This window comes from Pedobacter africanus (genome assembly GCF_040548825.1).
Classification (GTDB): domain Bacteria; phylum Bacteroidota; class Bacteroidia; order Sphingobacteriales; family Sphingobacteriaceae; genus Pedobacter; species Pedobacter africanus_A.
Genome location: NZ_JBEPSL010000005.1, coordinates 56534 through 81528 on the forward strand (window position 1 = coordinate 56534; position 24995 = coordinate 81528).

Consider the following 24995-nt stretch of genomic DNA (forward strand, 5'->3'; position numbering starts at 1 on the left):
CATTTATAAAGAATATTGAAAGACGAAATGAAGCTAGAAGAAAGTGTAGGAGATAATTTAAAATCCTTCGAGGAAATAATTTCCAGTATAGCCAATGACAATTACGACGATGCTTGTATAGCCAAGATATTGCAGTTGATATGTATGGATATACACATGGAAGCAGAAATCTCAATGACATTGTATCCGGATTGTACCAGGCCCTGGTTAAACTTATATGTTTTTAACATCAGTAGGTACCTGGGTAATATTGAAAAAACACAAAAGAGCGTAGGTAAAGTGCACCACGAGAGACTGAATCTGATATACACTAAGCTTTATAGATTGAGCAGGTTTATTGAGGAGTTGTTGCTGAATGCAAATAATTAAAGAACTGATTGATGCTTTAACAGTGGAGAAGCTACTGCTGTTGACTGGTATTGATGAGGCGGAGATGTTAGGTATTGCAAGGTGGAAAAATAGATATTGAAAATTAATATAACAACAAATTAACGACTCAGATATGATAATAAATTCAGGTTAATTAATAGTAACAATTGAGGCAAATGGCAGGATCGCATGATTCTGCCATTCCTTTTTCGCTCACGTTTCGGCAGGACTTTTTTGCTTTGTTTTTCTTCGACATTTTTGTGTGCGAATAGGCAAGTTTTTGTCTTTGTTTTTAGGTTTATGATTAAGTGTAATTTACAGTAAATCAGATAATTAAATATTGTGAAAAATAAGTTAATAATAGTGCGCCCAACTCACCACTAAGTCGTAATTCATGCTATAGTTTTGCCCTACTAACTTAATATAACGCTATGAAAATTGACTTTGCAAAAGCAAGTTTTAAGGATTTTGAAAATCCTGTCGGTATGAATGCTTATGAACGGGCGGCATACTTTAATGAGTTCCTGGATTTCCTTCAGGAAAGAGGACATTTAAATTATCGTTTGGAAGGGCTGACTGGTTGTGGTCCGGTTGTAGATCTGGATATTCCTGGCTATGGCGGAAGACGATCTTATGTGAGTCTGGTATCTAATGACTATCTGGGATTTACCCAACATCAGTACCATTTATTTGCATGCGCCTTAAATGGCCTTTCCCCATCAGCCGCTCTAGCCTACGGGCAGAGAACCTACTGGTTGAAATTGCATTTAAGTTGCATGCTTAGGGCAAACGTATAAAAAACAAGGATAGTATGTAGTTATCCGTTAATATACGCATAAGTGCGATAACTCTAACACCACCCCGCCTTCGGCACCCCTCCTAAGACCAGGAGGGGGAAAGCCAACAGCGAGAGTAAATTCACCTAGGTCATCCTCATCGTTGAAATTGAGTTGTCCAAAAGGGGAGATTGAAAATCCTGTAGTCGCCGCAAAAAATGATGTGCAGATCCCGCCATATAATAAGGCCAATAATGCACGTAATTCGCGCTCTTCCTTCGGTTTGGCTTTAAGAATGAAGTGATTGATTTGATTTTCCCATTCTTGATTCAAGTTGGACATACTTTTAATGGGCTTGCTGAGGTTCCAAAGTAGGAGTTGCCGCATTTCAAGGTCCTCTTTTAATTGATCAATGAGATTGTAATATACATGCTTCAAGAAAATTTCCAGATCAATCCTCGATGGATCATCTTTCAGCAGGAAAACCTGTTGAAACAAGGCTGCCCAGATCTTTTTGTCCCTAAGATATTCATCTATCATATTTTGATAGCATCCAAAGTGGTATGCTATCAATTTTTTATCATGTCCGGCTTCCCTGGAAATCTCATTAACACCGAGAGCTTCAAATCCTTTTGCCTTCAGCACGGTACCCACGGCTTTCAGAAAAATTGCTTTTGTTTTCTCTTTATCCCTATTCCGATAAGGACTTTCTGCATTGTAATTAATGTGTTTTGTCATGTTGTATATATTAGTTGCTGCTAAACTACTGCTGGTAAAACTCCGAAGTGGTGAATTAGGGGGCAATATTTTTCAACAAACTGGGCTTTTTATCGGGGGGGTATATTTAGGGTGTTGTTAATGGTTCGTTATCAGCAATTTCGCTCAAACGATGTCATATAAGTAAGATCTTGATCATGGTGCAAGAGGTTAGGATATGGACTATAATTAGCTGGCAATAAAACTTTATTTATTTTATGCGAAAAATTCGGTTAAAAACACCTATAAGTTATTACGGTGGTAAGCAAAAGCTTGCCACCACTATTGTTTCTCTGATTCCCTCACATACCCTTTACTGTGAGCCATTCATTGGCGGTGCAGCTGTGTTTTTTGCCAAGAAGTCCTCTGAAGTTGAAGTGATCAATGACACCAACCGGGAATTGGTGAATTTTTACAGGGTTGCTAAGGAAGATTTTGTAAGCCTGGAGAAAGAGGTACGAATCAGTTTGCACAGTAGGGATATGCACCGGCGTGCGACCGTTATTTATAGCAACCCGGATATGTTTTCAGATCTGAAGCGTGCCTGGGCAGTTTGGGTATTGAGCTCGCAAAGTTTCAGTGCCAAATTGGATGGAACCTGGGGATATGATATTTCCAGCAACACTACGACTAAAAAAATCGATCACCATAAAGCCGGTTTTACTGAAGAACTCGCCATTCGCTTACAGAATTGTCAGATTGAATGTGCAGATGCATTATATATTATTGGCAGCCGGGATTCTGCTAACACGTTTTTCTATTGCGATCCGCCTTATTACAATTCAAATTGCGGTCATTATAACGGTTATAGCCAGCAAGATTACGAGAGTTTGTTATATCTGCTGAGCCGAATTAAAGGCAAGTTTCTGCTTTCATCTTATCCTTCGCCGATATTGGAGAAGTATACATTGAGTCAGCAATGGCAGAAATGGTCTATTCGGCAAAAGGTGTCTGTAAATGCCAAGGGCGGAAATCAAAAAACAAAAACGGAAATGCTGGTGGCGAATTACCCAATAGCTGAACAATTGAAAATTTTGGAGGTTTAGCCAATGGCCAATCATGTATTTAATGAAGTAAATTTTCATGGGCAGGATGCTGATTTGATGGTTGCTGCACATTTTTTCGAGCAGATGGAAGCCTGCGAGCCCAAGACAGAGGAAGCCCAGTGGCCGCATTTTTTTATCGAAATGCCAAAACGCTTTTTTGCCCATATCGAAGGAGCCCATCTACCTGGCGTATTGAGAGTGGAATACGAGACTGATTGGTACCCCAATCCAGAGGATCTGGTGACCATCGCTGCACATTTCGGGCTGGATTTTGAGTCTACCTATATCGAACATGGAAACGGCTATTACGGAGCCTGCAGATATAAGTTCGATGAAGGTAATTTATTGCATACCTGGCTGGGGGAGAATGATTTTATGCAGATCGGGTGCGATGATCAAAAAAATGAATACTTGTATAAAGAACGCAGGTTCAAGTTTCAGGGCACTTGCTATAATCATGTGCTGAAAGAGAAGCTCGATGTGCTTGAACAGTTTATCGGTCAGTCCAGGGGGAGATAAACTATTATTTTATGGATTTAGAAATACCGGAGATGCTCTACCACGGCTCCTATTATAATTTTAGCGAGTTTGATGACCGCTTTAAACGCAGCAATACCGAATGGGAAAATACCGTTCACGGATTCTTTTTTGCTGATAAAGTGGAAAATGCTTTGCTTTTTGGCCCGAGGGTATATAGTGCCCAGGTTTCTATCACGAAGCCATTGGATTTGAGAATACATGGCATTTTTTCTACGCTTGAGCAGGCACCTGTCATTTGCGAGATTGCTTTTGAACGGGAACTTAAGCCCAGAGCAGCGCTGTCCTTATTGAATAGAGAAATTGATCCTTTCGAGCTTGCGGAACTTTATGAAGTGCTAAATACTCAGCATGCAAATGACCTGTTCAAAAAAGCAGGATATGACGGTATAGTTTCTGATTTGGGAGATTATCAAAACGAATATATTGCTTTTAATGCCTCGCAGATCAAGATATTAGAGGTGTTGAATTATGGGGAAGAAAGGCATCTGACCGAGGTACATTCGAGGCGACGGTAATTAGTTAAATCTGGAGCGTCTGTTTTGCTGAGAGGCAAAGTATTGGTAAAACAGGCGCTCTTTTTCCCGCTGCCTTGCTTGGCGTCTGGACTTACCGGTCAAATGGAACATGAAAAGCAGTACAAGGGCAAAGGCAATAGCTGGCCCGATGAAGGGATTTTTCATGCTTAACGAGGCAAGCAACGCTCCAGTGCTGATTACCATTGTAATAAGGAATAAGATGATGGTTTTCATGGGTTTATATTTTTTAAAAATACCTGGTTATAATTAATAGAGTTACAAACTTTGTGCCTGATCTTTTGCGCCAATCATTTCTGAATATATTAGAATGTTGTGGTAATAATTACTGTAATTGGTATAATAGACGAATTATGGAGCCAATAAGTGAGGAAGATTTATTTTGGACCCAGTGCAAGTAATTCCAGGACGACACTACTTTGTCCGTTATATACAGGTATCGACTTTTAATTGTATGGCACCTGTTCGGTATCTGGGCACAATGAAACTGATATGGTGAATAAATTTATTTCAGCCTGCGCGTATCTTTGGATACCTTAGCTTTTAAGTATGAAATTAATCAGTGACATATTAAATGATTTGATGGATGATCAGCTTTCATTATCAGTGCCGCTTACCAAGACAAAGTTTTTGGCCAGTAAGATCGCTCACCAGGAGCTGCTTGAATGGGTCAATTTTGAGTTGAAGGGCTACCCCAGTAACGGGAGTTTACCTGCCTACAGAATTACCAAAGGCGTTATTGTGGGTGACATGATCAAAAGCGGTATAAGATTTTCGGACCACCCTTTTCATTTGCCTGACCTGCCAGCGGACTTAAATGAACAGATGCAGCTCTTCAGGGCACACGACAATGTCTCAGCTTTGGAAAGCCTTTTGAAATCAAAATCAAGCAACATGGTCTGCGCACTATTCCCTGAGAATATTTTACGAACCATTGAAAAGCCCATGAAAAACACCAATGGTGCAGACTTTCAATTGTTAAGAGCAGGCATAAAAGTACCGCTGCATTCTCTGCACAAAATACTTGCTGAGGTTAAAGACAAGCTGATGGAATTCATGCTAGCTTTGGACAAGCAGTTTGATGTCAACACTGAAATTCGGGATTTAAAGAACAACCAGTCTAAAATAACAACGATCATGAATACAACCATTCACAATAACGGAGACGGCAATGTGATCAACACAGGAGAAAAAGCGTCTATCACCACCAACGTAAGTATCAACAAAGGCAACAAACAGGTTTTGGAACGCAAACTGGCTGAAAATAATGTCGCTGAACAGGATATCAGAGAACTGCTTCTGGTGATTGACGAGGAGCCGCCCGTGGACCAGAAGTTCGGTGAAAAGGTCAACCTCTGGCTTCAGAAAATGGTAGCAAAATCATTGTCCGGAGGTTGGGAAATTTCGCTGGGTGCCGCAGGATCTCTACTGGCGGATGCGATTAAACAATATTATGGTTTAGGTTAAGATTCGCTTCAGCCGGATTTTTCTACAGAAATGCCTGCCTCAATTTTTGCCTTGGCTCCGGTATTGATGATGCCGCCGTCACCAAAATTAATGATGTTATTATGGACAATATGGGTAATCGCGGGACTAAAGGCCTTCAGTGCTTTAATGTCGGAGACCATGCCATAGGTCCGCTCCATTTCCAACATAAAATCCAGCAGCCGGTTTCTGACGGTACTGAGAATATCAAGCACAATATTAGCTGGTGTTTTTTTATATATCCTTGAAATCTGCAGGTTGCGGTTTTGTGAGCATAAATAATCCACGATGACCTGCCGCTGTTCACCTTCAAAGGTTTCCCCGACATGAGAGGAGGTATAGGTTTCCAGTGTTGGAATGCCTTGGCACATGTGCATCTCATAAAGTTCAGGATCTCCTTTGAGATCAACGAACTGGTCTGTTGCCAGCAGGTTGCCTTTGACATAGTCGGCATAAATGTCTCCGGTAGTTCTTCGGTAGTCCGGGACCTGGTCCAACAGGGGATAGCCTGTCAGCTCATGGTTGGTCCAGGCCAACAATTCCTGGTTTTCAATGCGGTATGCCAGCACCTTGGTTTTCAGCAATGGTGAGCTCAGTGATATGCTGGTGTTTGTCAGTTCATTGATGATGTTTTCGGCCAGTGCAGGAAATGCGGGGTGCTGTTGGTTCATTTGTTCAAATATAAATCTTATTGCGGGATTCCTTGCGATGAATCCGGTTGGTCAATAATGTCAACTGTACCAGATTCTCCTGATGGATCATGTTCAATATCTAGTGGCTCGAGGCTTTCACACAGCAGTACCGCCCTTTCAAAAGCTTCATGGCAGACATGCATCTCCCTGGATACAAAGCTCAGGATCTTGCCCATATCCTTTTCAAGATTAACCAGGGCTTCCTTGCGGTTCATGGCATTTTTCATCCAGATCCTGCTTTTTGTGGTATTGTAGGACCCTTTGATAAAGGTATTGCTGCTTTGGTAATGGATCAGCGGGTGCCGGTATCCGGAAAGTACTTCGTGTCCGTTTTTTACGCGGCTGACAAACCACTGGTAATGCTCATTGGTGGCAAGGTCCTTAAATTGCCGTTCCAGCACTTTTCTGGTTGGCTTTTCAAAAAGCTTATTTAGTGAAAGTGCTCTGGGCTCGAAGTTGTCAGGTCTTAAAAAGATATACAGCAAGTGCGCAATGCGTTCATAGAAGGTATAGAGTTCTTCCATGGCGGCCTCCAAGTAAAAAATATGCCGGTTGTCATAAAAGCTGGTTTTCATCGGATATACCGTTTTTTGCTCCATCTGGTAAGCATGATCCCCATGCAGGCTGATGTATCGTCCCCACATCATTGCGCAGCTGACGCTGTACATCACATTTCGGTGGGCTTCGGCAAGTTCGTGGAAATAATGCAGGTCTGTTGTTGCCGCTGCTTCGGGATGCCGAATGGCGGAGTTCTTCCAGATCCGGGTGAAAAAACTAAAGGCCTCACTGCCTTGGTACCTTGTTTCGATGATATTTTTGATGCCGGTACGATTGAGCTCCTGCTGGTACTGAAGCTGGTAATTAACCAATGCCTTTTGTTCTTTATTTAGCAGATCTATGTTCCCGTCAGACAGGTAACCATTATCGTCAAAGTAAGCCCGGATTGTGAAATCAAAACTGATTGCTTCATTGACAAATTCCTTGGAGGTGGTCCGATTGAATTGCCGGAGCCTGCCACTGGCCTGTACGTCCAGCATGATCTCGTGATATAGGTTTCCTTCGGAGTCGTTAAACTGGTTGTGGATGTAGTCCTGCGCCCAGTTGAGGTCTTGGGTGCTAAAGTCAAACCGGGTGATGGCAGTCTTTTTGAGCATGGGTTGGTAAAAATGCTGGTTCTCCCGCTTCTTCAACAGGAAATTGAATAGTCCGCACTGGTTCATTTCCATGCGCTGTTTCAATCGCTCCAACAGGTTGATTTGTCCGTCCATAGCCAAAGGTAGTTAATTAACCTTTCGTTACAATGACTTCAGCCTGGTGGTAGGCAGTCTTCTGGAAGGCGCTGACTTTAAATATTTATGTGTTTTAATGCTTTCCCACATAATCAGTTTGTCGCCTGCTTTGGTAAATGCCCGGATATCGCCATCCTGGGATACCACAAAGCCAATGGAACCTTCGTTGGCGTAGCAAAAGGAAATCATAGACTGGTGGCGGGTACCATAGTGTGATAAGGATTTGCGAACCAGCAGAGATTCTGTTCCGGTATTGTCGGTGGCCTGGTAAATGTACTTTGGTGCATGCAGATCCTGAACAAACACACCATATCCCTGTTCGAAGAGATCATCGTCAAAAAGGATCAGTCCATCCACACAGCTATGCGAGGCAATGAACCGGATAGCTCCCTTGAGTTCGTTTTCACTGGATTTCTTTTTTGATTTGCCGATTAGGTATTCGTTAAAAAGATCCATTTTCATGTTCCTGTCACCCAGGATGGAGATTTCTTCCTCGACCACATCGCAGGCTATTGTCCATTTCAACAGTCTGGCCATGGATTTATGAAGCCTGTCATAGCTGACAGTATAATTGATTTTTAGTCCTGTTGTTTCAGCGCTGATTAAAAATGCACCACCATGGCGATAGTTACGGATGTGAATGAGGATCCGGGAAAGGGTATCACGCCAGATATTATGAATGGTTGGTTCATAGTCTTCGATATCTACATCAAAATCGTTACTGACAATAAACTTGATGATTTCGTCTGTAAAATTTTTAGCTTTGGCTTTTAGGAGCCGTGAAATCGGACCGAATCGCAGAACATCTAAAAACTGGGTAACTAGGATGTTTTGCTTAAAGGTAGCGATCAGGTCATATTCCCTGATAACAGACAAACTGCCGATGCCAATAATGGAAACCTGAAAAAGTCCTGCCTGATCTGGTTTGGTGGTGCTTTCCCGGTTCAGGTAGCTTTCCGTATGCACGGCCTGGTCAATGAGTCCATAAATTTGCAACTCCTGATCGTCATCAAAATAAACGGCTAAAGAGCTGCTCCATGGATCGGCAGATTTGGATAATTTGACAATGGACTTAACATCATAGGGCATTGGTTTGCCAAAGGGAATATAGTTGTACCTTTCTATGTTTCTTGTCCTCCTGAATCCCACCGGCTCGTTAGGGTTGTAGAAGGCGACACGGACTTTGATCAGTTCTCCTTCTTCTGAGTTCATGCTGGCAAAATAAAGCGTCTCAAAAAGTTCCTCTAGGATGCCGGACGGCGGTATCCTGTACTCGAGCTTTGTTGATTTTTTAATGTTCTGCCAGATATATGCTGCCAGATCGGTAATGGTGTTTTTTTGGGGCATAGAGGTGAGATTGGTTAAAATAGTTTTTTCAGTTTACCCCAGAATCCTGCTTTTTCGGCTGGTTGTTGTGGTCCTTGGTTTAATAAGGCTATCGCCAGCTGCGCATTGCATGGTGTTTCCTGGCTTTCAGTCCTTGATGGATTTTCTGTAACTGGCTTAATGGATGATGATTTGTCTACCGGACTTTGATCGCCAGGGTTGTGGAGTTCATTTAAAAACATCTCCAGTGCATAATCATCCGGTATCAACACTTCCCTGGCTTTACTGCCTTCAAAGGGGCCGACTACACCAATGACTTCCAGCTGATCTATCATCCGGCCAGCGCGATTATAGCCCAGTTTGAGCTTGCGCTGGATAAGTGAGGTTGAGCCCTGCTGGTGCATGACGATGAGTCTCGCCGCATCATCAATCAGCGGATCCAGCGCGTCCAGATCTATTTTGGGTTCAGGATTCGGATTATACAGCAGGTAGCCTTCCGGGTAGCCTTTTTGCGCGGCAATACCTTCCGCCAGATTTTGCAGGTCTTTATATTCAATAAAGGGTTGTTGCGCTTTGAGCAGCTGCCCGCTGAAATTATAGATCATTGCACCAGGATGGACAAGCTTTTCTGCGCCAATGTTATCCAGGATTTTTTTGGAATCGCTTTGAGAGATAAGCCGGAAGGCAACGCGCAACACAAAATTACTCCTAAGCTGCCTGGAGATACTCGGACTGTTAACCTGGCTGGTTGCGGCTAGCACATAGATTCCGGTATGACTGTTCTGCTGGGTAAGCAGGATCAGTTGACTATCGAGCTCTTCGCTGTAGCTGAAATTGTACAGGTCATCGATGAGCACGGCAATATCGGGCAAATAGTGATGTCCCTGGTTATAGTCGAGTTGTTTTTTGATAATAAGCGCGTTGTATTGTTTGATGGTTTTGACTCCTGCTAGGGTAAACAGATGGATACGCTGCTGAATTTCAAAGATCAGCGCGGTGGCTGTTTCCCGGAAGTTTTCAGGCGTAACGATACTTCTACCCTTGTCAACTCCTGCCAGGAAGTGCTTTTCCAGTTTACCGAACAGGTTGTAGTCTATGCTTTTGCTCCCGCAGAATATGAATTTGAGCTGGGAAGGGTGTTTGTAGAATAGCCAGAAGGCGATCTGGTTATAGATAAACTGGGTCTTTCCGCTTCCCGTAGTTCCGGCGATGAGCATATTGGGCCGGTTGAATAGGTCTTCTACCTGCACATCGCTGGAATCTCCAAGCAATACAGGAAAGCTGCAGGCATCTCGTCTGGACATGGAAGCAACCAGAGTTTTTTTAAATTCCGGAGATACCAAAGCGAGCTCGGGATACTGGTAGCCCGAGAGATCAAAGGCCGGGTCGTAAACTGAATTGGAAAGATCTTTTTGTACTGATGGCTCGTTTGGTTCCATGGATTTTTGCAGTGCGTTAGTGTGGCATAAACGTAATGATTTGACATTAAATATCATAATAGTTAGCAGATTGCATTTGCCTGGTTGCCTAAGAAACAACGTATTACCATGTGATGCAGGGAATACCTCCCCTCGATGAAATTGCCTGACCTTGCTTATTATCCACCAAATATCAATTACTATTACCATTTAATGCGCAAATTTATATTCATAGCAGATCTTGATTGTCATGATAATTTTGGTTAATTTTGATTAGTTTGCAGCTAGCATAAAATAGGATAGTGAGTAATTCGGTGAGTCTAGTAATTTAAAAGTTTTTAAATGATTGAAAATCAATTAAAAAAAGCGCGACGAGAGGTTCTCGTCGGGACCACTGAAAGGCTAACCAAAACATTCAATTGCTTGTAAATCAGCAATTTACAGGTAAGTCTTAAAAAAAGACAGTGAGTGATTTGGTGAGTCATGAATTACAAACTTGTAAATGAATTGAAAATCAACAAGTTATAAGCGGGATTAGGTTCCCGTCGAGACCACTTCACTGGACAAGTCAGACATTCTGAACTTGTCCAGTTTTTTTGTCCTAACATTTTATTTATCAATAAGATGTCTCGTATGATTTCACTTGGTCTTTGGTTCGATGTGAAAAATCACCAAACATCAAATTTACAAGTATTAAAGGATAATATAGCTCTTATAAATCCCAAAATCGGGCATATATTATCATGCGTGTGCCTCTCAGTTAAATAATCATAAGTTAACATAAAATTAACCTTTCATTGTCAGCTTAGAACTATTTTTGCATTGATAAAGCTGGTTTGATAATGGCATTCAAAGATTTACCGGATAGTGTGTTACTGCAAAGATGGAAAGATGGGGATAAACAGGTATTTAAAACATTGTTTGATCGTCATTTCAATAAACTTTTGCAATATACCACCAACCGTATATCTGATACGGAACTTGCCGAAGAAATCGTAATGGATATTATGATGCGCTTATGGCAAAAACATACCATGCTACAAGTAGACAGTTCATTATCACCCTGGTTGTTCCGGGCCATAAAAAATTCCATTATTGATCATAAGCGAAAAAAAGCCCTGCAAACTATTGGAATTGAGGAAACTGATTTTGAGCATCCCACAACCGCAAGCCTTGAAGATCAGTACAATACTTCAGAACTACAGCAGATTTATCATAAAAGCCTGAAACTGTTAAGCCCACAGCGCCGCAAAGTATTTGAACTTAGCCGCCAACAAGGGAAAAGTATCAAAGAGATTTCGGAGGAAACAAATCTTTCGGTCAGTACCGTAAAGCAACATATTGGGGCATCTCTGCATACGCTTCGCCACACCATGCAACCCCATACCGATCTGGTTTACGGTTTCATGGCTGTTTTTTCTTTGTTTTTATAACGATTTATTTTACCTTCTCCTGTTAGGAATTCACTTGGCCGTTATAGCATTCATGTTTCTACAGGACCTTTTTTTCAATTTACTTCAAAATAATTCATTTTGCATTAGTACCTGATTGCAAATCTTACGTTTTCATAAGCAGAGGGGGCTTGTTAATGGCCACCATCGCAAATGAAAGAACTGTTAGAAAAGTATATCCAGGATCGCTGTACACCCGAAGAGCTGCAGAAAGTTTTGCCATATATCGATACTCCTCAGGGTCGCAGGGAACTGGAAGAATTGCTGATGGCAGACTGGGAGGATTTTGCTCCCGAAAAAGCAGAAGATAGTGTAGCAGGCGAATGGCAAGATCGTTTAACAAAGCGGGGTGGAAAAAAGCCTGGTAAGTTAACCATGCTTCGCCAATCATGGATCGGTTATGCCGCGACGGTTATACTGGTTACAGGTTTTGGATTTTATTTCTTAAACCGGGAAAAGCGCAGCAGGGTGGAAGTTCAGCAGGTTGCTATGATCGAAAAATTTAACCCCAGCGGTAAGCGGACTATCCTTACGCTTTCAGACAGCAGTGTGGTATACCTCGGGGCAGAAAGCCGTATACGATATCCTGAACGCTTTGCGGGCACAAAAAGGGAAATCTCTTTGGAGGGGGAAGCTTTTTTTGAAATCAGCCACAACCCGGAAAAACCTTTCATAGTCCAAACCGGAAAAGTAGAGACCCAGGTTCTGGGTACCTCTTTTAAAATCGAGGCTTTCAAGGGGCATCAGTTAACTGTTTCTGTAGCCACAGGTAGGGTAAGCGTTGGGCGTAAGGAAAACAGCAAATTAACCTCACTAGCTATTCTGACACCTGGGAAAATGGTTAGCTGGAACCCCTCAGATAACAGTACGGAAATCTCGGCTATACCTATTGAGGATGTGAGAAACTTAAAAAATGGAACCCTGGCCTTTAAAGATACACGCCTGGATAAAATAGCGCTTGACCTGGGGAGATGGTACAATACTAAGATCATTATCACCGAATCCAAATTAACGGCTTACCAACTAAGCATTACGATCAATGGCAAAGCATCAATAAATGGAGCACTGGATGCCATTACAGCAGCTACCGGCTTAAAATACAGGATCAGTAAAGATCAGATTATAATAGGACAACGATGAACACACAGAGAAAAGGAGGCCTGAATGCCTAAATAGATCAAATATAAAAAATCTGCCCCCGGAAGCCGGGAACAGACCTGATTAGATTAACCTTAAGCCAAAGTTTTCGACGACAGCTGGCTTAAAGCAGTCTTCCCGCAAGGATAACCTTAGGGGAAATTAACTTAATATGCCATACAGACAAAAAAGTCAATGTTCAAATTTATACAAAAAACAGCAGAACCCGGTTCTGCCCATGGATTTATCTTAAAACAGTATTATGCCCCATATCTATTATTCACAGCTACATCCGGCATTTTTCATCAGGGGCTTTGGAATAAATTTATCTTCCTGATGAAATGCTCATTGATCATGCTTGTTCTTCAGGTCACCTTCGCAGGTGTTCTGGCTGCAAATACAGCAAAAAGCCAGAATATAAATGAGGTGAAAGTTGGACTGAACCTTAAAGGGGCGAGCGTCAAAGAAAGCCTGATCCAGTTACAGACCAAAAGCGGTGTTAAATTTACCTTGTTTAACCAGTTGTTTGACGGGGAACACAAAAAGGTAACGCTGGCAACAGCGCAGATGTCCGTCAGAGATGCCCTTGTCAATATCCTTTCGGGCACCAATCTTCGCTATAAACTTGTAAATGAATTTATAGTGATTGAGGCCAAACCAGTCCCACCAAAGCCCGGCAGGATCTCTGGCAAAATACTGGATGAAAAAGGCGAAGCATTGCCCGGCGCATCCGTTAGGGTTGTAGAAACCGGTGCTGGTGTACAGTCAGGTGTTGATGGTAGTTATATTCTTAATGCTCAACCCGGAACGTATACCTTAGAAATTACCTATATTTCCTTTCAAACGCAAAGGATCACGGGAGTTCTGGTAACGGAAGATAAGAATACACCACTGAACATTTCGATGAAACCTGATACCAGAGGGCTGAAGGAAGTGGTCGTAACTTCCGGCTATAAAAAAGCTACTACCGCAGGCCTTTTAGCTAAACAGAAAAATGCTTCCGAGATTAGCAACGGTATAAGCGCCGACCAGCTATCGAGAACCCCTGACAAAAACATTGGCGAAAGTTTAAAACGCATCAGCGGCGTAAGTACTGTTGATAATAAATTTGTAGTGGTACGTGGTATTGGCGAACGCTATAACGCCGCTCAATTGGATGGAATAGCACTACCTAGTACCGAAGGACAAACCCGTAATTTTTCTTTTGACCTGATCCCTACCAACATGGTAGACAACATCGTGGTCAGCAAAACCGTAACTCCCGATATGAATGCAAGTTTTGGCGGTGGTTTAATTCAAATCAGTACCAAAGATATCCCGGCAGAAGATTTTATGAGCTTTACGGCAGGTACCTCGTACAATGATCAAAGTACCGGCAAAGATTTTTTTAGCAAACAAAGAGGGAAGTATGACTACCTGGGGTTTGACGACGGGCGACGGGACTTCCCAACAAACCTGGAACATACAGGTCGTACTACCGCCCCCAATAATACTTTAAGTAATGAACAATATCAAGCCAAATTGGATGCCCTAAGTAAAAAATTTACGGTAGATAATTTTACACTATACAAATATAAAACAGCGCCATCGCAAAATTACCAGTTTACCATAGGGCGTTTGTTTGGATTAGATACCGTAAAGAAAATTAAGCTTGGGTTTACCGCTTCGCTTAGTTATCGCAACACACAAAATATCAATAATTTTGATCAATACCGATCCGGCTGGACCCCTAACGCTAATAATTATGGCTCGTCATATCGTTTTAATACAACTTTGGGTGGTTTGTTAAATGTTGGTTTGCAGGTTGGTCAGCACCGGTTTAGTTTGCGGAATACTTACACCCACCTTTATGACAATGCCCTCATCAGAACAACAGGTTATAGTGAGGAAGATGGGAATGAATTCTTAGATAAGGGCTTAATGCCCGATAGAATACAAGAAGTTGACGACCCCACTTTTACTAATCTTTTACAGAATAAAATTAGCGGCCAGCATCAATTGAGTAAAGTAAAATTGGAATGGAACGTTAGCAGAACAAGCGTAGACAGGAAAGAAAAAGACATAGGTATAGCCGAGCAGAGAGCAAAACTGTTTGGGAAAGAGTATGCTTACTTTTACATTACAGATCAAATTAATCAAGGTTATATCAAACCTTCGTCACGCCATAACTACGATAACCAGGAAACCCATTATTCTGGAGGGGTAGACGTATCGCTGCCATTTAATACAGGCCTGCTACGAAATATTGTTAAAACAGGATATTTCGGCATCCATAAAAAAGGAAGCTTTAACTGGCAGATCGCGACATTAGCTAATCACATCAATATATCTGACAGCTTAACTTACCTGCCGATCAGTGAAAAATTAAAGCCTGAAAATATGGGCGCACATGGTTACAATTACACCATAAATCAATGGTTTATAGATGCCTATGAAGGTAAAAGCATTAGTCATGCCGGCTACCTGATGTTAGATAACCGCCTGGCCGAAAAACTGAGGTTGGTTTGGGGCGTTAGGGGCGAGTATTACAGGTATACAGAAATAAAAAACGGAAGTAATCAAAAAATGGGTAATTCGCCATTTTCTTTACCTCAGGAGAAGAATTGGCAGTGGATACCTTCGGCAAATTTAACCTACAGCCCAATAAGCCAGTTAAATATCAGGCTTGCTGCATCCCGTAGCGTGGTACGGCCGGAATTGCTTGATAACAGTCAGTTTTTCAGGTATAATGCGCCACTTAACGCCAATTTTGGAAACCTGGGCCTTGCAAGCACCAGAATAGAAAGTTACGATTTTAAAACAGAGTGGTTTCCGGGATTAGGCGAAATTATTTCTGCGGGTGCATTTTATAAATATTTTGATAAGCCAACCGAATTGGTAACCCTAACGCTTGACGGGGATATTTATTTAACCAATTCAGACCACGCCAAGGTGTATGGACTTGAATTTGAAATGCGCAAAAATTTAGGCTTTCTTACCGATAACCAACTGATCAAAAACTTTACGGTATATGGAAACTTAACCTTACAAAGATCAAGCGTTGTTGGCTACTACAAAACAACAAATCCTGATCCTAAGCTTGGCGATGTTTTGGTAAAAACTAAACAAAGCCGATCAATGTATGGACAGGCACCATACCTGATCAATGCAGGATTACAATATACCTCAAACCATTTTGGTTTTAATTTAGCCTATAATAAATCCGGACGTAAAACATACATCGTAGGGCTAAATCCGGATGAAATTGAATATGAAAAGCCGAGAGCACAGATAGATGCACAGGTGAGCTACAGGTTTTTAAAAAGCAGGTTTGAAGTGAAAATGAACGCCGCCAACTTACTTAACCAGGCATCTGCTTATTATATCAACAGAGGTAGCTATGAAAAGAACCCTGATTTTGTTGCCGGAAGTGGCGATTATAGTAATGCTAAACAATTAAAACCGGGTTTTACTGATAATTTTGAAGATGGAGATCAACTCAGATTTAATCAAAAATTTGGCCGTACCTACAGCTTGTCATTAAACTATAATTTTTAATATCATGAAACATAAAATATTTACGCTAGTCTTTCTTAGCGCTTTTGTAGTGCTGAATATCTCTTGTAGTAAAAAAGAGCTCGCTCAACCCGATCCGGATAAAGTTATTAAGTTGCAAATCCGGGGAAGCTCAGACGTTGATTTGGAATATGTTTATAAAGACAGTGTTATTGCTACCAGTTTAATCACCTCGGGTAAAAATATATCAATTGATACCCGGCTTTTAATAAAAGAGGAGGGAGCAACGTTTCAGATCAGAAAAAAAGGAAGTTCAGAAATATTGCAAACTAAACAGCTTTCATCCAGCCCCTTTATTCAAAATTTTACCGTGTTTTATGATGGCATAAAAGTATATGATCAGGCCATTTCCCTACTTATAAAGGGGTATGCCTTAACCGGAGAGCTTGAATTTTTATTGGATGGAAATATCATCCTCTCTAAAGGCGGAGCCGTAGATAGCCGATCTTCTATTTTAATCGATAAAGGTACTTCAAGAGAAATTCAGATTCGAAAAAAAGGTGAAACTACCGTTTTATTAAAAAAAACAATAGAATCCGACATTCAACAACAGAATATTAGCTTCTTTTTCGATGGAATAAAGATCGTTGATAATGTACAGCTAGATCCTCCAACAAATCCTGCCAATATGATGGTGAGGGCCAAATTTGAAACCTCATTTCCAAATCAGTTCAAAAAGGTAGATGTAGATCTTGTTTTTTATACCAGGCTTAAAACCGCATCGAACACCACAGTTGGAACAAAAGTAATACCCGAAATCAGGTTTACCTTGCCAAAAGATGGTTCTTTCAATTCGATAGAGCTGCCACCATTGCCGGGACCGGAGTACATCTATAGCTTTGACATATATGAAAAAGGAACGAATATTGAACCTTACAATCCTGGTAGCCCATTAACCCTTACTGGTTATACGATTAAGCCTAATGAAGGTCGGGTTACTTCAGCATATGTCGACTATCCTGAAAATAGAATTAATTTTCAGGCTGGAAAATCGAATTTATTGATTTTTACCGATGCAAGAATACTGGCAGTTGTAGCCGGTACAAGAAGCGTTTTTATATCAGGCGGCAAAGTAACGGATCTTTCTCAATACTTTCAATAACAATGCAGGCCATTAGCAAAAAGAGGCATGAGCGTTTAAAGGATGCTTTGCTGCAAATGAAAGGGTTGTTGAGCGACGGGCAAAAAGAATGCAGTTGTTTACAGCAGGCAGAAGATTATAATAGGGAACTGGAAACGATGTACAGGAACTATGATCGCTTGTTAAAAGAACTTTCAAGACAGATCACTGCCTATGAGATCTTATACAGCGAGGCCAAGGTTCAGTTTTTGGGCAGGAAGCTGAAAGCGCTGAAGAAGGAAATTCCTACTGAAATGCCAGCTTTTGTAATGCTCCAGGCAAGCATCAGGTTAGCCTACGGCACATAGCTAATCATATAATCATTGGGCAGGCCTTTAAGTGGCCTGCTCTTTTTACTGCCAACTTTTTGAGGGCTTAGCCAACCAGAATGTCCAATAATAGCCTTTACTTTTGCCAAGTTTTCTTGATCTGTTTTTTTCGTCTTTATTTTAGAATTAGAAATCATCATAAGAGTTTGAAATCGGTGTCTTGGAGACCACGGATTTGCCAGCAGTTTGTACAACTGCTGGCTTTTTTATGTTTCTACCACCACTTCAGCGGGAATTCCAGCTGGTCTACCGAACTTACAATCAGATCGGGCTTAAATGCGTATTGGCTTAAACGTTCTTTTTTAGCTATGCCAGATAATACCAGTACAGTTTTATAGCCCATTTGTACCCCGCCCTGTATATCGGTTTCCATGGTATCTCCAATTACTGTAGTTTCTGCGGTTTCCAGGCCCAGATATTTTCTGGCCGAACGCATCATTACCGGGCTTGGCTTGCCAATGACAAAGGCTTTCCTACCGGTTGCTTCTTCAATCATTGCAGTGGTTGCGGCAATGCCCAGGTTATTCCACCCTGGTTTTTTAGGTGAAGGATCCTGGTTGGTGGTAATAAATTTTGCCCCGGCCAGGATCATGTCTACAGCACGTTGTACCATTTCCAGGGTAAAATTTCTGCCTTCGCCCAATACCACAAACTCCGGATCGGTGTTGACCAGGTTAATTCCATTTTCATGTAAGCTGGTAATCAGCCCTCCTTCGCCCAGTACGTAAGCTGTCCCGTTTTCACTCTGATCGCCCAGAAATTTGCCGGTGGCCATGGCGCTGGTGTAAACATGGTTTTCGGTTACTTCAATGCCCAGGAGCTTTAGCTTGCGAACCACGTCGAGCCTGGTACGCTGGCTGTTGTTCGTCATAAAGGTAAAGGGGATATCGTTCTTAAGCAGGCTGGCAATAAACTTGTCAGCACCTTCAATTAATGTTTCTCCGCTGTAAATGACACCGTCCATGTCAATCAAAAGTCCGTGTTTCATAGAATTCTTCAGTTAAAATAATGTTCAGCCTGCTCGTACGATTTATATGGGTCAATACAAAGATGCAGAGATAAATTTAAAACAAAAGTTAAATCTTGTAAATGATATATTTGTGTCATGTCATCACATCATATTATTCGCGAGAAACAGGAACCGGCCCTTTATATTCATGAATTAGGGACCTTTAATGAAGAATATCTGGGGCAGCTGCTGGAATGGAGCCCTACCCTGATTGTAAATGGACCAGTATATGAAAAGGTACTGAGTATGGGCTTAAAGGTCGATGCGGTAGTCAGTTCAGGAGAAACAGGTGCATTCCAGGAAAATACCAAAGTGATCAGCGCAGGCAAGGAAGCTTTAGATGCTGTTCTTGACCATCTGATTGCCGAGAGGTATCCGGCAGTTAACGTAGTTGATGTTCAGAGTAATTTAAGGGAACTGGGCAGCTATATTGAGGCCATTAATATTGTGGTGTTCACCGGAACTGAAAAAGCCTATGCCATCAAAAAAGGGTTTAAGGTTTGGAAACCAAAGGGAAGTATATTCAGAATAGAGGTGCTCTCTTATTTTGAAACCAGCAACCTCCGCCAGGAAGAAAGTGGCGACTTTGTGGTGATCGATGATGGTTTTGTTGAATTTAACTTCTCAACCGAATACCTGTTTATTTCTGAAGTATTGTAACATCTGGCCGGCAAACACCGGCCTGATAAGGGTTTATTCTACTAATCTGGGAATTCTTGTGGGCGTATCTGTTCCTTTAATGATGCTGATCGCGCTTTTGGCAATGCTCTTTATGGTCGACAGGATATTGTTGGTGTCCAGCGTTTCATACTCATCTTTTACCGTATGGTAAAACTCATCCTTGTCAATCTGGTCGGTACTGATGGTATGGGCGGGTACCCCTAATGCAGCCAATGTGGCATTGTCGCTCCTGTAAAACAGCTGCTGGCGGGGATAGGGATCAGGATGAAAGGTAAATTCTGTGCCGGCAAGGTTTTTTTGCAGTATTTTTCCGAAATCAGATTTGTCATAGCCGGTAATGAATGCGGCATTTTTTCCAAACTTGCTTTCTTTACCGATCATCTCTATGTTAAACATGGCAACCACATCGTCAGGGTTTAGCTTTTTGGAGAAATAACGTGAACCAAAACCACCGATCTCCTCGGCGGTGAAAGCGATAAAGATGAGCGTACGTTCATTGTTGTTCAAAGCTTTATAGTATTTGGCCAAAGCAATAACAGCTGTCGTACCAGAAGCATCATCGTCTGCCCCGTTGGCAATACTGTCTGTTCCGTTTGCTTTAATGATCCCTAAATGATCGTAATGCCCTGAAAAAACCACAATTTCATTGGGTTTGGATTTGCCCGGGATCATACCAGCCACGTTAAACAAGGGGCGTTTATCTGTAGAATCTTTAAAAAAGGTCTGGCGGTAGCCTGTTTCCCCTTTTAACGGCATCAGGCCTATGCTTTTAAATTCTGATTCGATAAATGTTGCAGCTTTGTCTATCCCCGGACTAAAAGTTGCCCGCCCCTGCATGTCGTCACTGCTCAGCGTTTTTATCAGCCGGTCAACATAACCCGCTGTGATGATCTTATTGATGTCTTGCGCCCAGGCCAGCTGTGTAAATAACAAGGCCAGTAAAGTGTAAATGGTTTTTTTCATGTATAAATCAGTTTAGTTTTAATGCTTAGCGCTCCCAGTTGTGGTTTTTAAGGTCCTGATAGGCCTGCCCCTTTATAATTTCCTTGCGCTTTTCGGTTTCTGTTGAAACCTTCGTTTCATGGGTGCCGTCTGCTACCTCGGTTTCATACTCCCGCTCTTTATCCGATTGATAAATCTGTGTTTGCTCAACGTTTTCTACTGAGCGGTCGTAAGGCCCCCTGCTGCTCATCAGCTTTACAAATACCGGTAAACATTCAAAGAATATGAACAAAAGGCCTATAAAGGTTACGGCCAGGTAGGTACTTGTATCCCTTGTGCCATCCTTGTTAAAGCCCAGCTGCCCCAAGGCCCAGTTCCTGTCCGCAAAACCCGCAACGCCGGTCAGGCTGTCCAGCTGTTTGCCCGTATAAAGTTTCTCGGTCATTAAGCCATCAAACTGCTTCCTGTCGGCTACGAATTTCTCCTGGCTACGTACATCAGCGGTCAGGGTATCCAGCTCCTGTTCCCTTTGTTTCAGCTCAGCTTCTTTTCTTTTGGCATAAGGGCCATAGCCCATGATACCCGAGGTCTCTGTAGTTTTATTGCCAAAGATCTCAAAATTGAGCTTTTGCCGGTCGGCCTTAATGGCGCTGGCCATAGAATCCCTTTGGGCGCGGCTTTCATTCAGCTTGCCCATTTCAATCGCATACTTGTTCTCAAAAGCCGCGTTCAGGGTATCAATTTTCGATCGCTGGTTGTTCAGGTAACTCACCTTCAAACGTTCTTTGATCTCTTTGTCGAATATTTTGAGCTCCAAAGGTCTTGATATGACTATCCCGATCATGATAGCCAGCAGGATACGCGGGGTAGCCTGTAAAATCTGTTTGTTGGTGCTGGCGCTTTTATTGATACTGGATACAATATAGCGGTCCATATTAAAAATGGCCAGTCCCCAGATCAATCCAAACAATACAGCAAAAAATACCGCTCCGCCATCGCCTTTAAAAACAAAATACATGGCATAGCCGCCAGAGAGCGCTGCAAACAAGCCGGTAAAGAATATAGTGGCACCGATGCCTATATATTTATTGTGCTCTGTAGGATGTTTTTCCAGTGTGGAAATATGGGCCCCGGAGCAGAACCAAAAGAAACGCGATATAGAATTCATGACCTCTAAGCATCAAAGTTAATAAAGAATACTATTTAAACGCCCGGGGTATGAAGTTGTTACAGTAATTTGCTTGAAATGATCAGATTATCACATCTAAGTGTCTAAAAAACAGTTTTTTTACAATTAATGATTTCGGCATTCTGTATCTTTGGAAAAATCAAATGACATGATAAAAGAAATAACAGTTCAGGAGCTTAAAGAAAAAATTGACAATAAAGAGGATTTTCAATTGATCGATGTTAGGGAAACATTTGAATATGAAACCTCCAATCTGGACGGCCTGAACATACCTTTAGCTGGTATTTTAATTGAGGCAGATCAGATTGCACAAGATAAACCGGTAATTATTCACTGCCGAAGCGGAAAAAGAAGTGCGGCCGCCGTAATGCAATTGGAAGCACAACTGGGTTTAACCAATTTGTATAACCTTCAGGGTGGAATCCTTGCATGGCAGGAAGCCTTTGATCCAAACATGCCTGTTTACTAAGCATGGGAAAGAAAATTGCCTTAAACGTTTTTTATAACCTGGGTATCATCATTTCTGTTTTTGGAATGGTATGGGGATATAACAACGCCAAATATTTAGTGATTGCCTTATTTGTAGTTACTGCGGCTTTTTTTGTTTATTTAAAGGTGCAGCTGGTAAAAGAAATGCGCAATACCCTTAAAAGGAAGTAAAAAGACCGGGATCTATTCCCTCCAGTCCTAGTCCCGGCAGCTGGTTAAGCTGGTATTTTCCATCAGCCATTGCCGGGGCATTAAAAGGATTATTCTTGGTCAGCCAGGGGCCATCCAGGTCTGCCCAGTCGCACAAGGGCGCCAGAGCTATACCAGCTTGTGTGGCACAGGAGGTTTCACTCATGCAGCCAATCAAAACCTTCATTCCAAGTGATCTTGCTTTCAGGATTATCTGATGGCCTTCATACATGCCCCCGCTTTTCATCAGTTTGATATTGATGCCGTGGTAGGCTCCCTTTAAACCTTCCATGTCTGCTAACCGTTGTACGGCCTCATCGGCAAGGATCGGGATAGGGCTGCGTGCGGTAAGCCATGCATTGCCTTCCAGGTTGGCTTTATCCATGGGTTGCTCAATCAAAAGTACTCCATTGTCGTGCAGCCAGTAGATCATGTCTATGGCTTGTTTTTTATCGGTCCAGCCCTGGTTGGCATCTACATATAAAGGCAGGTTGCTCACACTCCTGATCGTATTGATCAGCTCCTTGTCATTGTCTCTTCCCAGCTTTATTTTCAATACTTTAAAACCCTTTGCATCGGCCACTTTTTCCCTGATCACTTCAGGGGTATCGATGCCAATGGTATAGGAAGTAACCGGCATTTTTGAAGGGTCGGCCCCATAAATTGTATAGCAAGGCTTATTCAACAATTTTCCGTTGATGTCATTCAAGGCGATGTCAATCGCCGCTTTTATGGCCGGGTGTCCCTTTTCTATACTGTCCAGATATGCCATGATCTCTCCAAAATTGAAGGGGTAAACAAACCTTTTCCAGTCTACCCGCTTCAAAAAGTTAACTGCAGTTTCCACACTTTCGCCCATATAGGGTACCATTGAAGCTTCGCCATAACCAGCTGTATTTTCATAGGTTAAGCGGATCAGCATTATGGGGGTACTGGTGCGCGAGAACTTTGCAATTGCAAATGGGTGCTTTAATTCGAGGCTATAGGCAGTGTAGGCGAGTTTCATGGGCAGGATAATTGGTAATTTAAAGGTTAAAAAAAATTGCCGGAGGCTAATGTAAAAATAATATGCCTAATATTGTGCCTTGTATGAGCAGCACAATATACCAGCCCTTTAAGAACTTCGATTTTAAATATAAAAATTGCTTTTTAAGTGGAGATACCTTTAAATCGCCCATTGAACAAATCAATATACTACCGGCATGGCTGCTGGAGGTGGCTAATTTTAGCGGCGAAGAACAGATTAAATTGCTGGATGAAAGTGTGCGCTCCTATAATGCCTTAAAGGTCCCATGTAACACCGAGATCCTGGCACACTTTATACAGCCGCTGGAAGAAAAGATTTCGGCTGCATTTGCAAAAGGTTATGAAGGGGTCTCTGCACTGAATGAAGCAGACTTATTTAAATGGATTGGTAAGTTCATCTACGGATTGATCTATATTGAAATGAACGCTGCCGTTCGGTTGCAGCAACTGAGTGCCGACGGACTGAACATGTCGCAGGGACTGATGCATAAGTTTGGTAACCTGAATACCATGATCCAGAGCATTTACCTGGATGTGGTATTTGAAGATTTTACACCCTGGTCTATCGTAGTGGTGCCGCTTGAAAATAAGGAAACCCCCTTTAGCTTCCGCGACGAGATCAATACCCTTACCTTCTCTTTAAAACTTAAGGACTTCGGGATCATCGCCTGCTTGCAGGACAATGGGACGAATAAAAAATACCACCAGGAATTGCTGGACCAGATCGGAAAGCAGGCTGTTTCGGCCGAACAGTTTGAAGAGTTGTGTGCCCGTTTCTTTTACTCGGCCTACCTCTTTAACCGTTTACCTGAATATGCCATTATGCCTGTTGAGGGCTCGGTTTATATTGATGCCATGCCACTTAAAGGAACTTTAAACAAAGCCCTTTTTGACCACTGGCAGCATAAAACCTATGCACAGGTATTACAAGATTTCTGGAAACCCTGGGGGCATACGCTTTTTGAGATCATCAAAGACCCGACAAAACCAATGAGTTATTTTGACCCGGCCGCGCTGCCGGAAACGAATTAACCGATTTTAGCCATCAGCTGACTGACGAAATTGGGAATGATTCCGGGAACTATCAGTACCGATATGATCAAGCCTGTTAAAGCGCCAAAAAGGTGTGCGTCATGATTAATGTGGTCTCTTGCATTTTTCGACATGTAAGCACAGTATACCAGGTAAAGCGGCCCAAAGATGATTGCCCAGATCGGAATCGGAAGTGGGAATATGATCATGGTAGAAAAAGGCTGACATAAAATATAGCTGAACAAAACAGCGCTTATGGCACCAGAGGCACCAAGGCTATTGTACCACATGTCGTTCTTATGGCGTATTACCGAAGGGATATCACTCAATATTAACCCAAGAAAATAAACTACTGCAAACCGCAAAGAGCCTATCATCGCTTCCAATTGGAAAGCAAAGAAAAAGAAGGTCATCATGTTAAATAGCAGGTGCATCCAGTCTGCATGGATCAATCCACTGGTAATTAAAGTGTATATCTTATGTTTACGTGATACACTATAAGGATGGAGCATGAATTTGCCATACACACCATGGTTGTAAAAAGCGTAAACGCTGGTAATGATGGTAAATACAAAAATAAATGAAGCAACAGGGGTGTGGATTAAATATTCCATTC

27 protein-coding genes are annotated in these 24995 nt (G+C 42.1%); 15 read left to right on the plus strand and 12 right to left on the minus strand.

All coding sequences use genetic code 11. The features are described from left to right. The first annotated feature begins 27 nt into the window (after positions 1-27). Positions 28-369, plus strand: coding sequence for a hypothetical protein (locus tag ABIE26_RS21995; RefSeq protein WP_310146154.1), 342 nt, complete (start codon positions 28-30; stop codon positions 367-369). Positions 370-800: 431 nt separating this feature from the next. Beyond that, positions 801-1166, plus strand: a complete 366-nt coding sequence (locus ABIE26_RS22000; RefSeq protein ID WP_310146153.1) for a hypothetical protein — start codon at positions 801-803, stop codon at positions 1164-1166. Positions 1167-1193: 27 nt separating this feature from the next. Here the strand turns inward: ABIE26_RS22000 and ABIE26_RS22005 are convergent, their stop codons facing one another. After that, positions 1194-1883, minus strand: a complete 690-nt coding sequence (locus ABIE26_RS22005) for a TetR/AcrR family transcriptional regulator (RefSeq protein ID WP_310146151.1) — start codon at positions 1881-1883, stop codon at positions 1194-1196. Between the two features lie 236 nt (positions 1884-2119). On the opposite strand from ABIE26_RS22005, the gene ABIE26_RS22010 reads away from it, so the two are divergent. From ABIE26_RS22010 to ABIE26_RS22020, 3 genes are read left to right on the plus strand one after another with little or no spacing between them, the layout of a single operon-like run. After that, positions 2120-2947 carry a DNA adenine methylase gene (locus ABIE26_RS22010; protein ID WP_310146150.1) on the plus strand — a complete coding sequence of 276 codons (828 nt, stop codon included), beginning with the start codon at positions 2120-2122 and terminating at the stop codon, positions 2945-2947. Between the two features lie 3 nt (positions 2948-2950). Beyond that, complete coding sequence (locus tag ABIE26_RS22015) at positions 2951-3466, plus strand: hypothetical protein (protein WP_310146148.1); 516 nt, start codon at positions 2951-2953, stop codon at positions 3464-3466. Positions 3467-3477: 11 nt separating this feature from the next. After that, a complete protein-coding gene (locus tag ABIE26_RS22020) occupies positions 3478-4002 on the plus strand; it encodes a hypothetical protein (RefSeq protein WP_310146146.1) in 525 nt (174 codons plus the stop codon). Here the strand turns inward: ABIE26_RS22020 and ABIE26_RS22025 are convergent, their stop codons facing one another. Beyond that, positions 4003-4236, minus strand: a complete 234-nt coding sequence (locus ABIE26_RS22025; RefSeq protein WP_310146145.1) for a hypothetical protein — start codon at positions 4234-4236, stop codon at positions 4003-4005. Between the two features lie 333 nt (positions 4237-4569). On the opposite strand from ABIE26_RS22025, the gene ABIE26_RS22030 reads away from it, so the two are divergent. Beyond that, positions 4570-5487, plus strand: a complete 918-nt coding sequence (locus ABIE26_RS22030) for a hypothetical protein (protein ID WP_310146144.1) — start codon at positions 4570-4572, stop codon at positions 5485-5487. A gap of 8 nt (positions 5488-5495) precedes the next feature. Here ABIE26_RS22030 and ABIE26_RS22035 read toward each other — a convergent pair whose 3' ends face one another. From ABIE26_RS22035 to ABIE26_RS22050, 4 genes are read right to left on the minus strand one after another with little or no spacing between them, the layout of a single operon-like run. Then, positions 5496-6176, minus strand: a complete 681-nt coding sequence (locus ABIE26_RS22035) for a hypothetical protein (protein ID WP_310146143.1) — start codon at positions 6174-6176, stop codon at positions 5496-5498. A 17-nt stretch (positions 6177-6193) separates the two neighbouring features. Beyond that, complete coding sequence (locus ABIE26_RS22040; protein WP_310146142.1) at positions 6194-7465, minus strand: hypothetical protein; 1272 nt, start codon at positions 7463-7465, stop codon at positions 6194-6196. A gap of 27 nt (positions 7466-7492) precedes the next feature. Further along, positions 7493-8833, minus strand: coding sequence for a putative sensor domain DACNV-containing protein (locus ABIE26_RS22045; RefSeq protein WP_310146141.1), 1341 nt, complete (start codon positions 8831-8833; stop codon positions 7493-7495). Positions 8834-8847: 14 nt separating this feature from the next. Next, complete coding sequence (locus tag ABIE26_RS22050; protein ID WP_310146140.1) at positions 8848-10251, minus strand: DNA translocase FtsK; 1404 nt, start codon at positions 10249-10251, stop codon at positions 8848-8850. 821 nt (positions 10252-11072) lie between these two features. Between ABIE26_RS22050 and ABIE26_RS22055 the strand changes: the two genes are divergently transcribed. The 5 genes from ABIE26_RS22055 to ABIE26_RS22075 all read left to right on the plus strand — a co-directional run bounded on the left by ABIE26_RS22055 (position 11073) and on the right by ABIE26_RS22075 (position 17801). Next, a complete protein-coding gene (locus ABIE26_RS22055; protein ID WP_310146139.1) occupies positions 11073-11663 on the plus strand; it encodes an RNA polymerase sigma factor in 591 nt (196 codons plus the stop codon). Positions 11664-11834: 171 nt separating this feature from the next. Then, a complete protein-coding gene (locus ABIE26_RS22060; RefSeq protein ID WP_310146138.1) occupies positions 11835-12821 on the plus strand; it encodes a FecR family protein in 987 nt (328 codons plus the stop codon). 333 nt (positions 12822-13154) lie between these two features. After that, the gene (locus ABIE26_RS22065) at positions 13155-16355 is read left to right on the plus strand and encodes a TonB-dependent receptor (protein ID WP_310146137.1); all 3201 of its coding nucleotides are present in this window, start codon (positions 13155-13157) and stop codon (positions 16353-16355) included. A gap of 4 nt (positions 16356-16359) precedes the next feature. Then, on the plus strand, positions 16360-17475 hold the full coding sequence (locus tag ABIE26_RS22070; protein ID WP_310146136.1) for a hypothetical protein: 1116 nt from the start codon (positions 16360-16362) through the stop codon (positions 17473-17475). Between the two features lie 2 nt (positions 17476-17477). After that, positions 17478-17801 (plus strand): hypothetical protein, encoded by a 324-nt coding sequence (locus tag ABIE26_RS22075; RefSeq protein WP_310146135.1) that lies wholly within the window; start codon positions 17478-17480, stop codon positions 17799-17801. Here the strand turns inward: ABIE26_RS22075 and ABIE26_RS22080 are convergent. Continuing rightward, on the minus strand, positions 17789-17962 hold the full coding sequence (locus tag ABIE26_RS22080; RefSeq protein WP_310146134.1) for a hypothetical protein: 174 nt from the start codon (positions 17960-17962) through the stop codon (positions 17789-17791). The two genes, ABIE26_RS22075 and ABIE26_RS22080, sit on opposite strands and share 13 nt — an antisense overlap. Before the next feature lie 74 nt (positions 17963-18036). Beyond that, a complete protein-coding gene (locus tag ABIE26_RS22085) occupies positions 18037-18810 on the minus strand; it encodes an HAD-IIA family hydrolase (RefSeq protein WP_310146133.1) in 774 nt (257 codons plus the stop codon). A gap of 117 nt (positions 18811-18927) precedes the next feature. Between ABIE26_RS22085 and ABIE26_RS22090 the strand changes: the two genes are divergently transcribed. Then, positions 18928-19491, plus strand: a complete 564-nt coding sequence (locus ABIE26_RS22090; RefSeq protein WP_310146132.1) for a thiamine pyrophosphokinase — start codon at positions 18928-18930, stop codon at positions 19489-19491. A gap of 33 nt (positions 19492-19524) precedes the next feature. On the opposite strand, the gene ABIE26_RS22095 is transcribed toward ABIE26_RS22090, so the two are convergent. Together ABIE26_RS22095 and ABIE26_RS22100 are read right to left on the minus strand one after the other, a co-directional pair. Beyond that, a complete protein-coding gene (locus ABIE26_RS22095; RefSeq protein ID WP_310146131.1) occupies positions 19525-20475 on the minus strand; it encodes a M20/M25/M40 family metallo-hydrolase in 951 nt (316 codons plus the stop codon). A 25-nt stretch (positions 20476-20500) separates the two neighbouring features. Next, a complete protein-coding gene (locus ABIE26_RS22100) occupies positions 20501-21622 on the minus strand; it encodes a DUF4407 domain-containing protein (RefSeq protein ID WP_310146130.1) in 1122 nt (373 codons plus the stop codon). Positions 21623-21794: 172 nt separating this feature from the next. Here ABIE26_RS22100 and ABIE26_RS22105 point away from each other — a divergent pair, with 172 nt between their 5' ends. Both ABIE26_RS22105 and ABIE26_RS22110 read left to right on the plus strand, forming a co-directional pair. After that, positions 21795-22112 carry a rhodanese-like domain-containing protein gene (locus ABIE26_RS22105; RefSeq protein WP_310146233.1) on the plus strand — a complete coding sequence of 106 codons (318 nt, stop codon included), beginning with the start codon at positions 21795-21797 and terminating at the stop codon, positions 22110-22112. Positions 22113-22114: 2 nt separating this feature from the next. After that, positions 22115-22303 (plus strand): DUF6358 family protein, encoded by a 189-nt coding sequence (locus ABIE26_RS22110; protein ID WP_310146129.1) that lies wholly within the window; start codon positions 22115-22117, stop codon positions 22301-22303. Here ABIE26_RS22110 and ABIE26_RS22115 read toward each other — a convergent pair. Next, positions 22290-23327, minus strand: a complete 1038-nt coding sequence (locus ABIE26_RS22115; RefSeq protein WP_310146128.1) for a dipeptide epimerase — start codon at positions 23325-23327, stop codon at positions 22290-22292. The genes ABIE26_RS22110 and ABIE26_RS22115 overlap by 14 nt on opposite strands. A gap of 83 nt (positions 23328-23410) precedes the next feature. Here ABIE26_RS22115 and ABIE26_RS22120 point away from each other — a divergent pair, with 83 nt between their 5' ends. Next, the gene (locus tag ABIE26_RS22120; protein ID WP_310146127.1) at positions 23411-24379 is read left to right on the plus strand and encodes a hypothetical protein; all 969 of its coding nucleotides are present in this window, start codon (positions 23411-23413) and stop codon (positions 24377-24379) included. On the opposite strand, the gene ABIE26_RS22125 is transcribed toward ABIE26_RS22120, so the two are convergent. Then, the gene (locus ABIE26_RS22125; RefSeq protein ID WP_310146126.1) at positions 24376-24993 is read right to left on the minus strand and encodes a rhomboid family intramembrane serine protease; all 618 of its coding nucleotides are present in this window, start codon (positions 24991-24993) and stop codon (positions 24376-24378) included. The genes ABIE26_RS22120 and ABIE26_RS22125 overlap by 4 nt on opposite strands. Positions 24994-24995 lie beyond the last annotated feature (2 nt).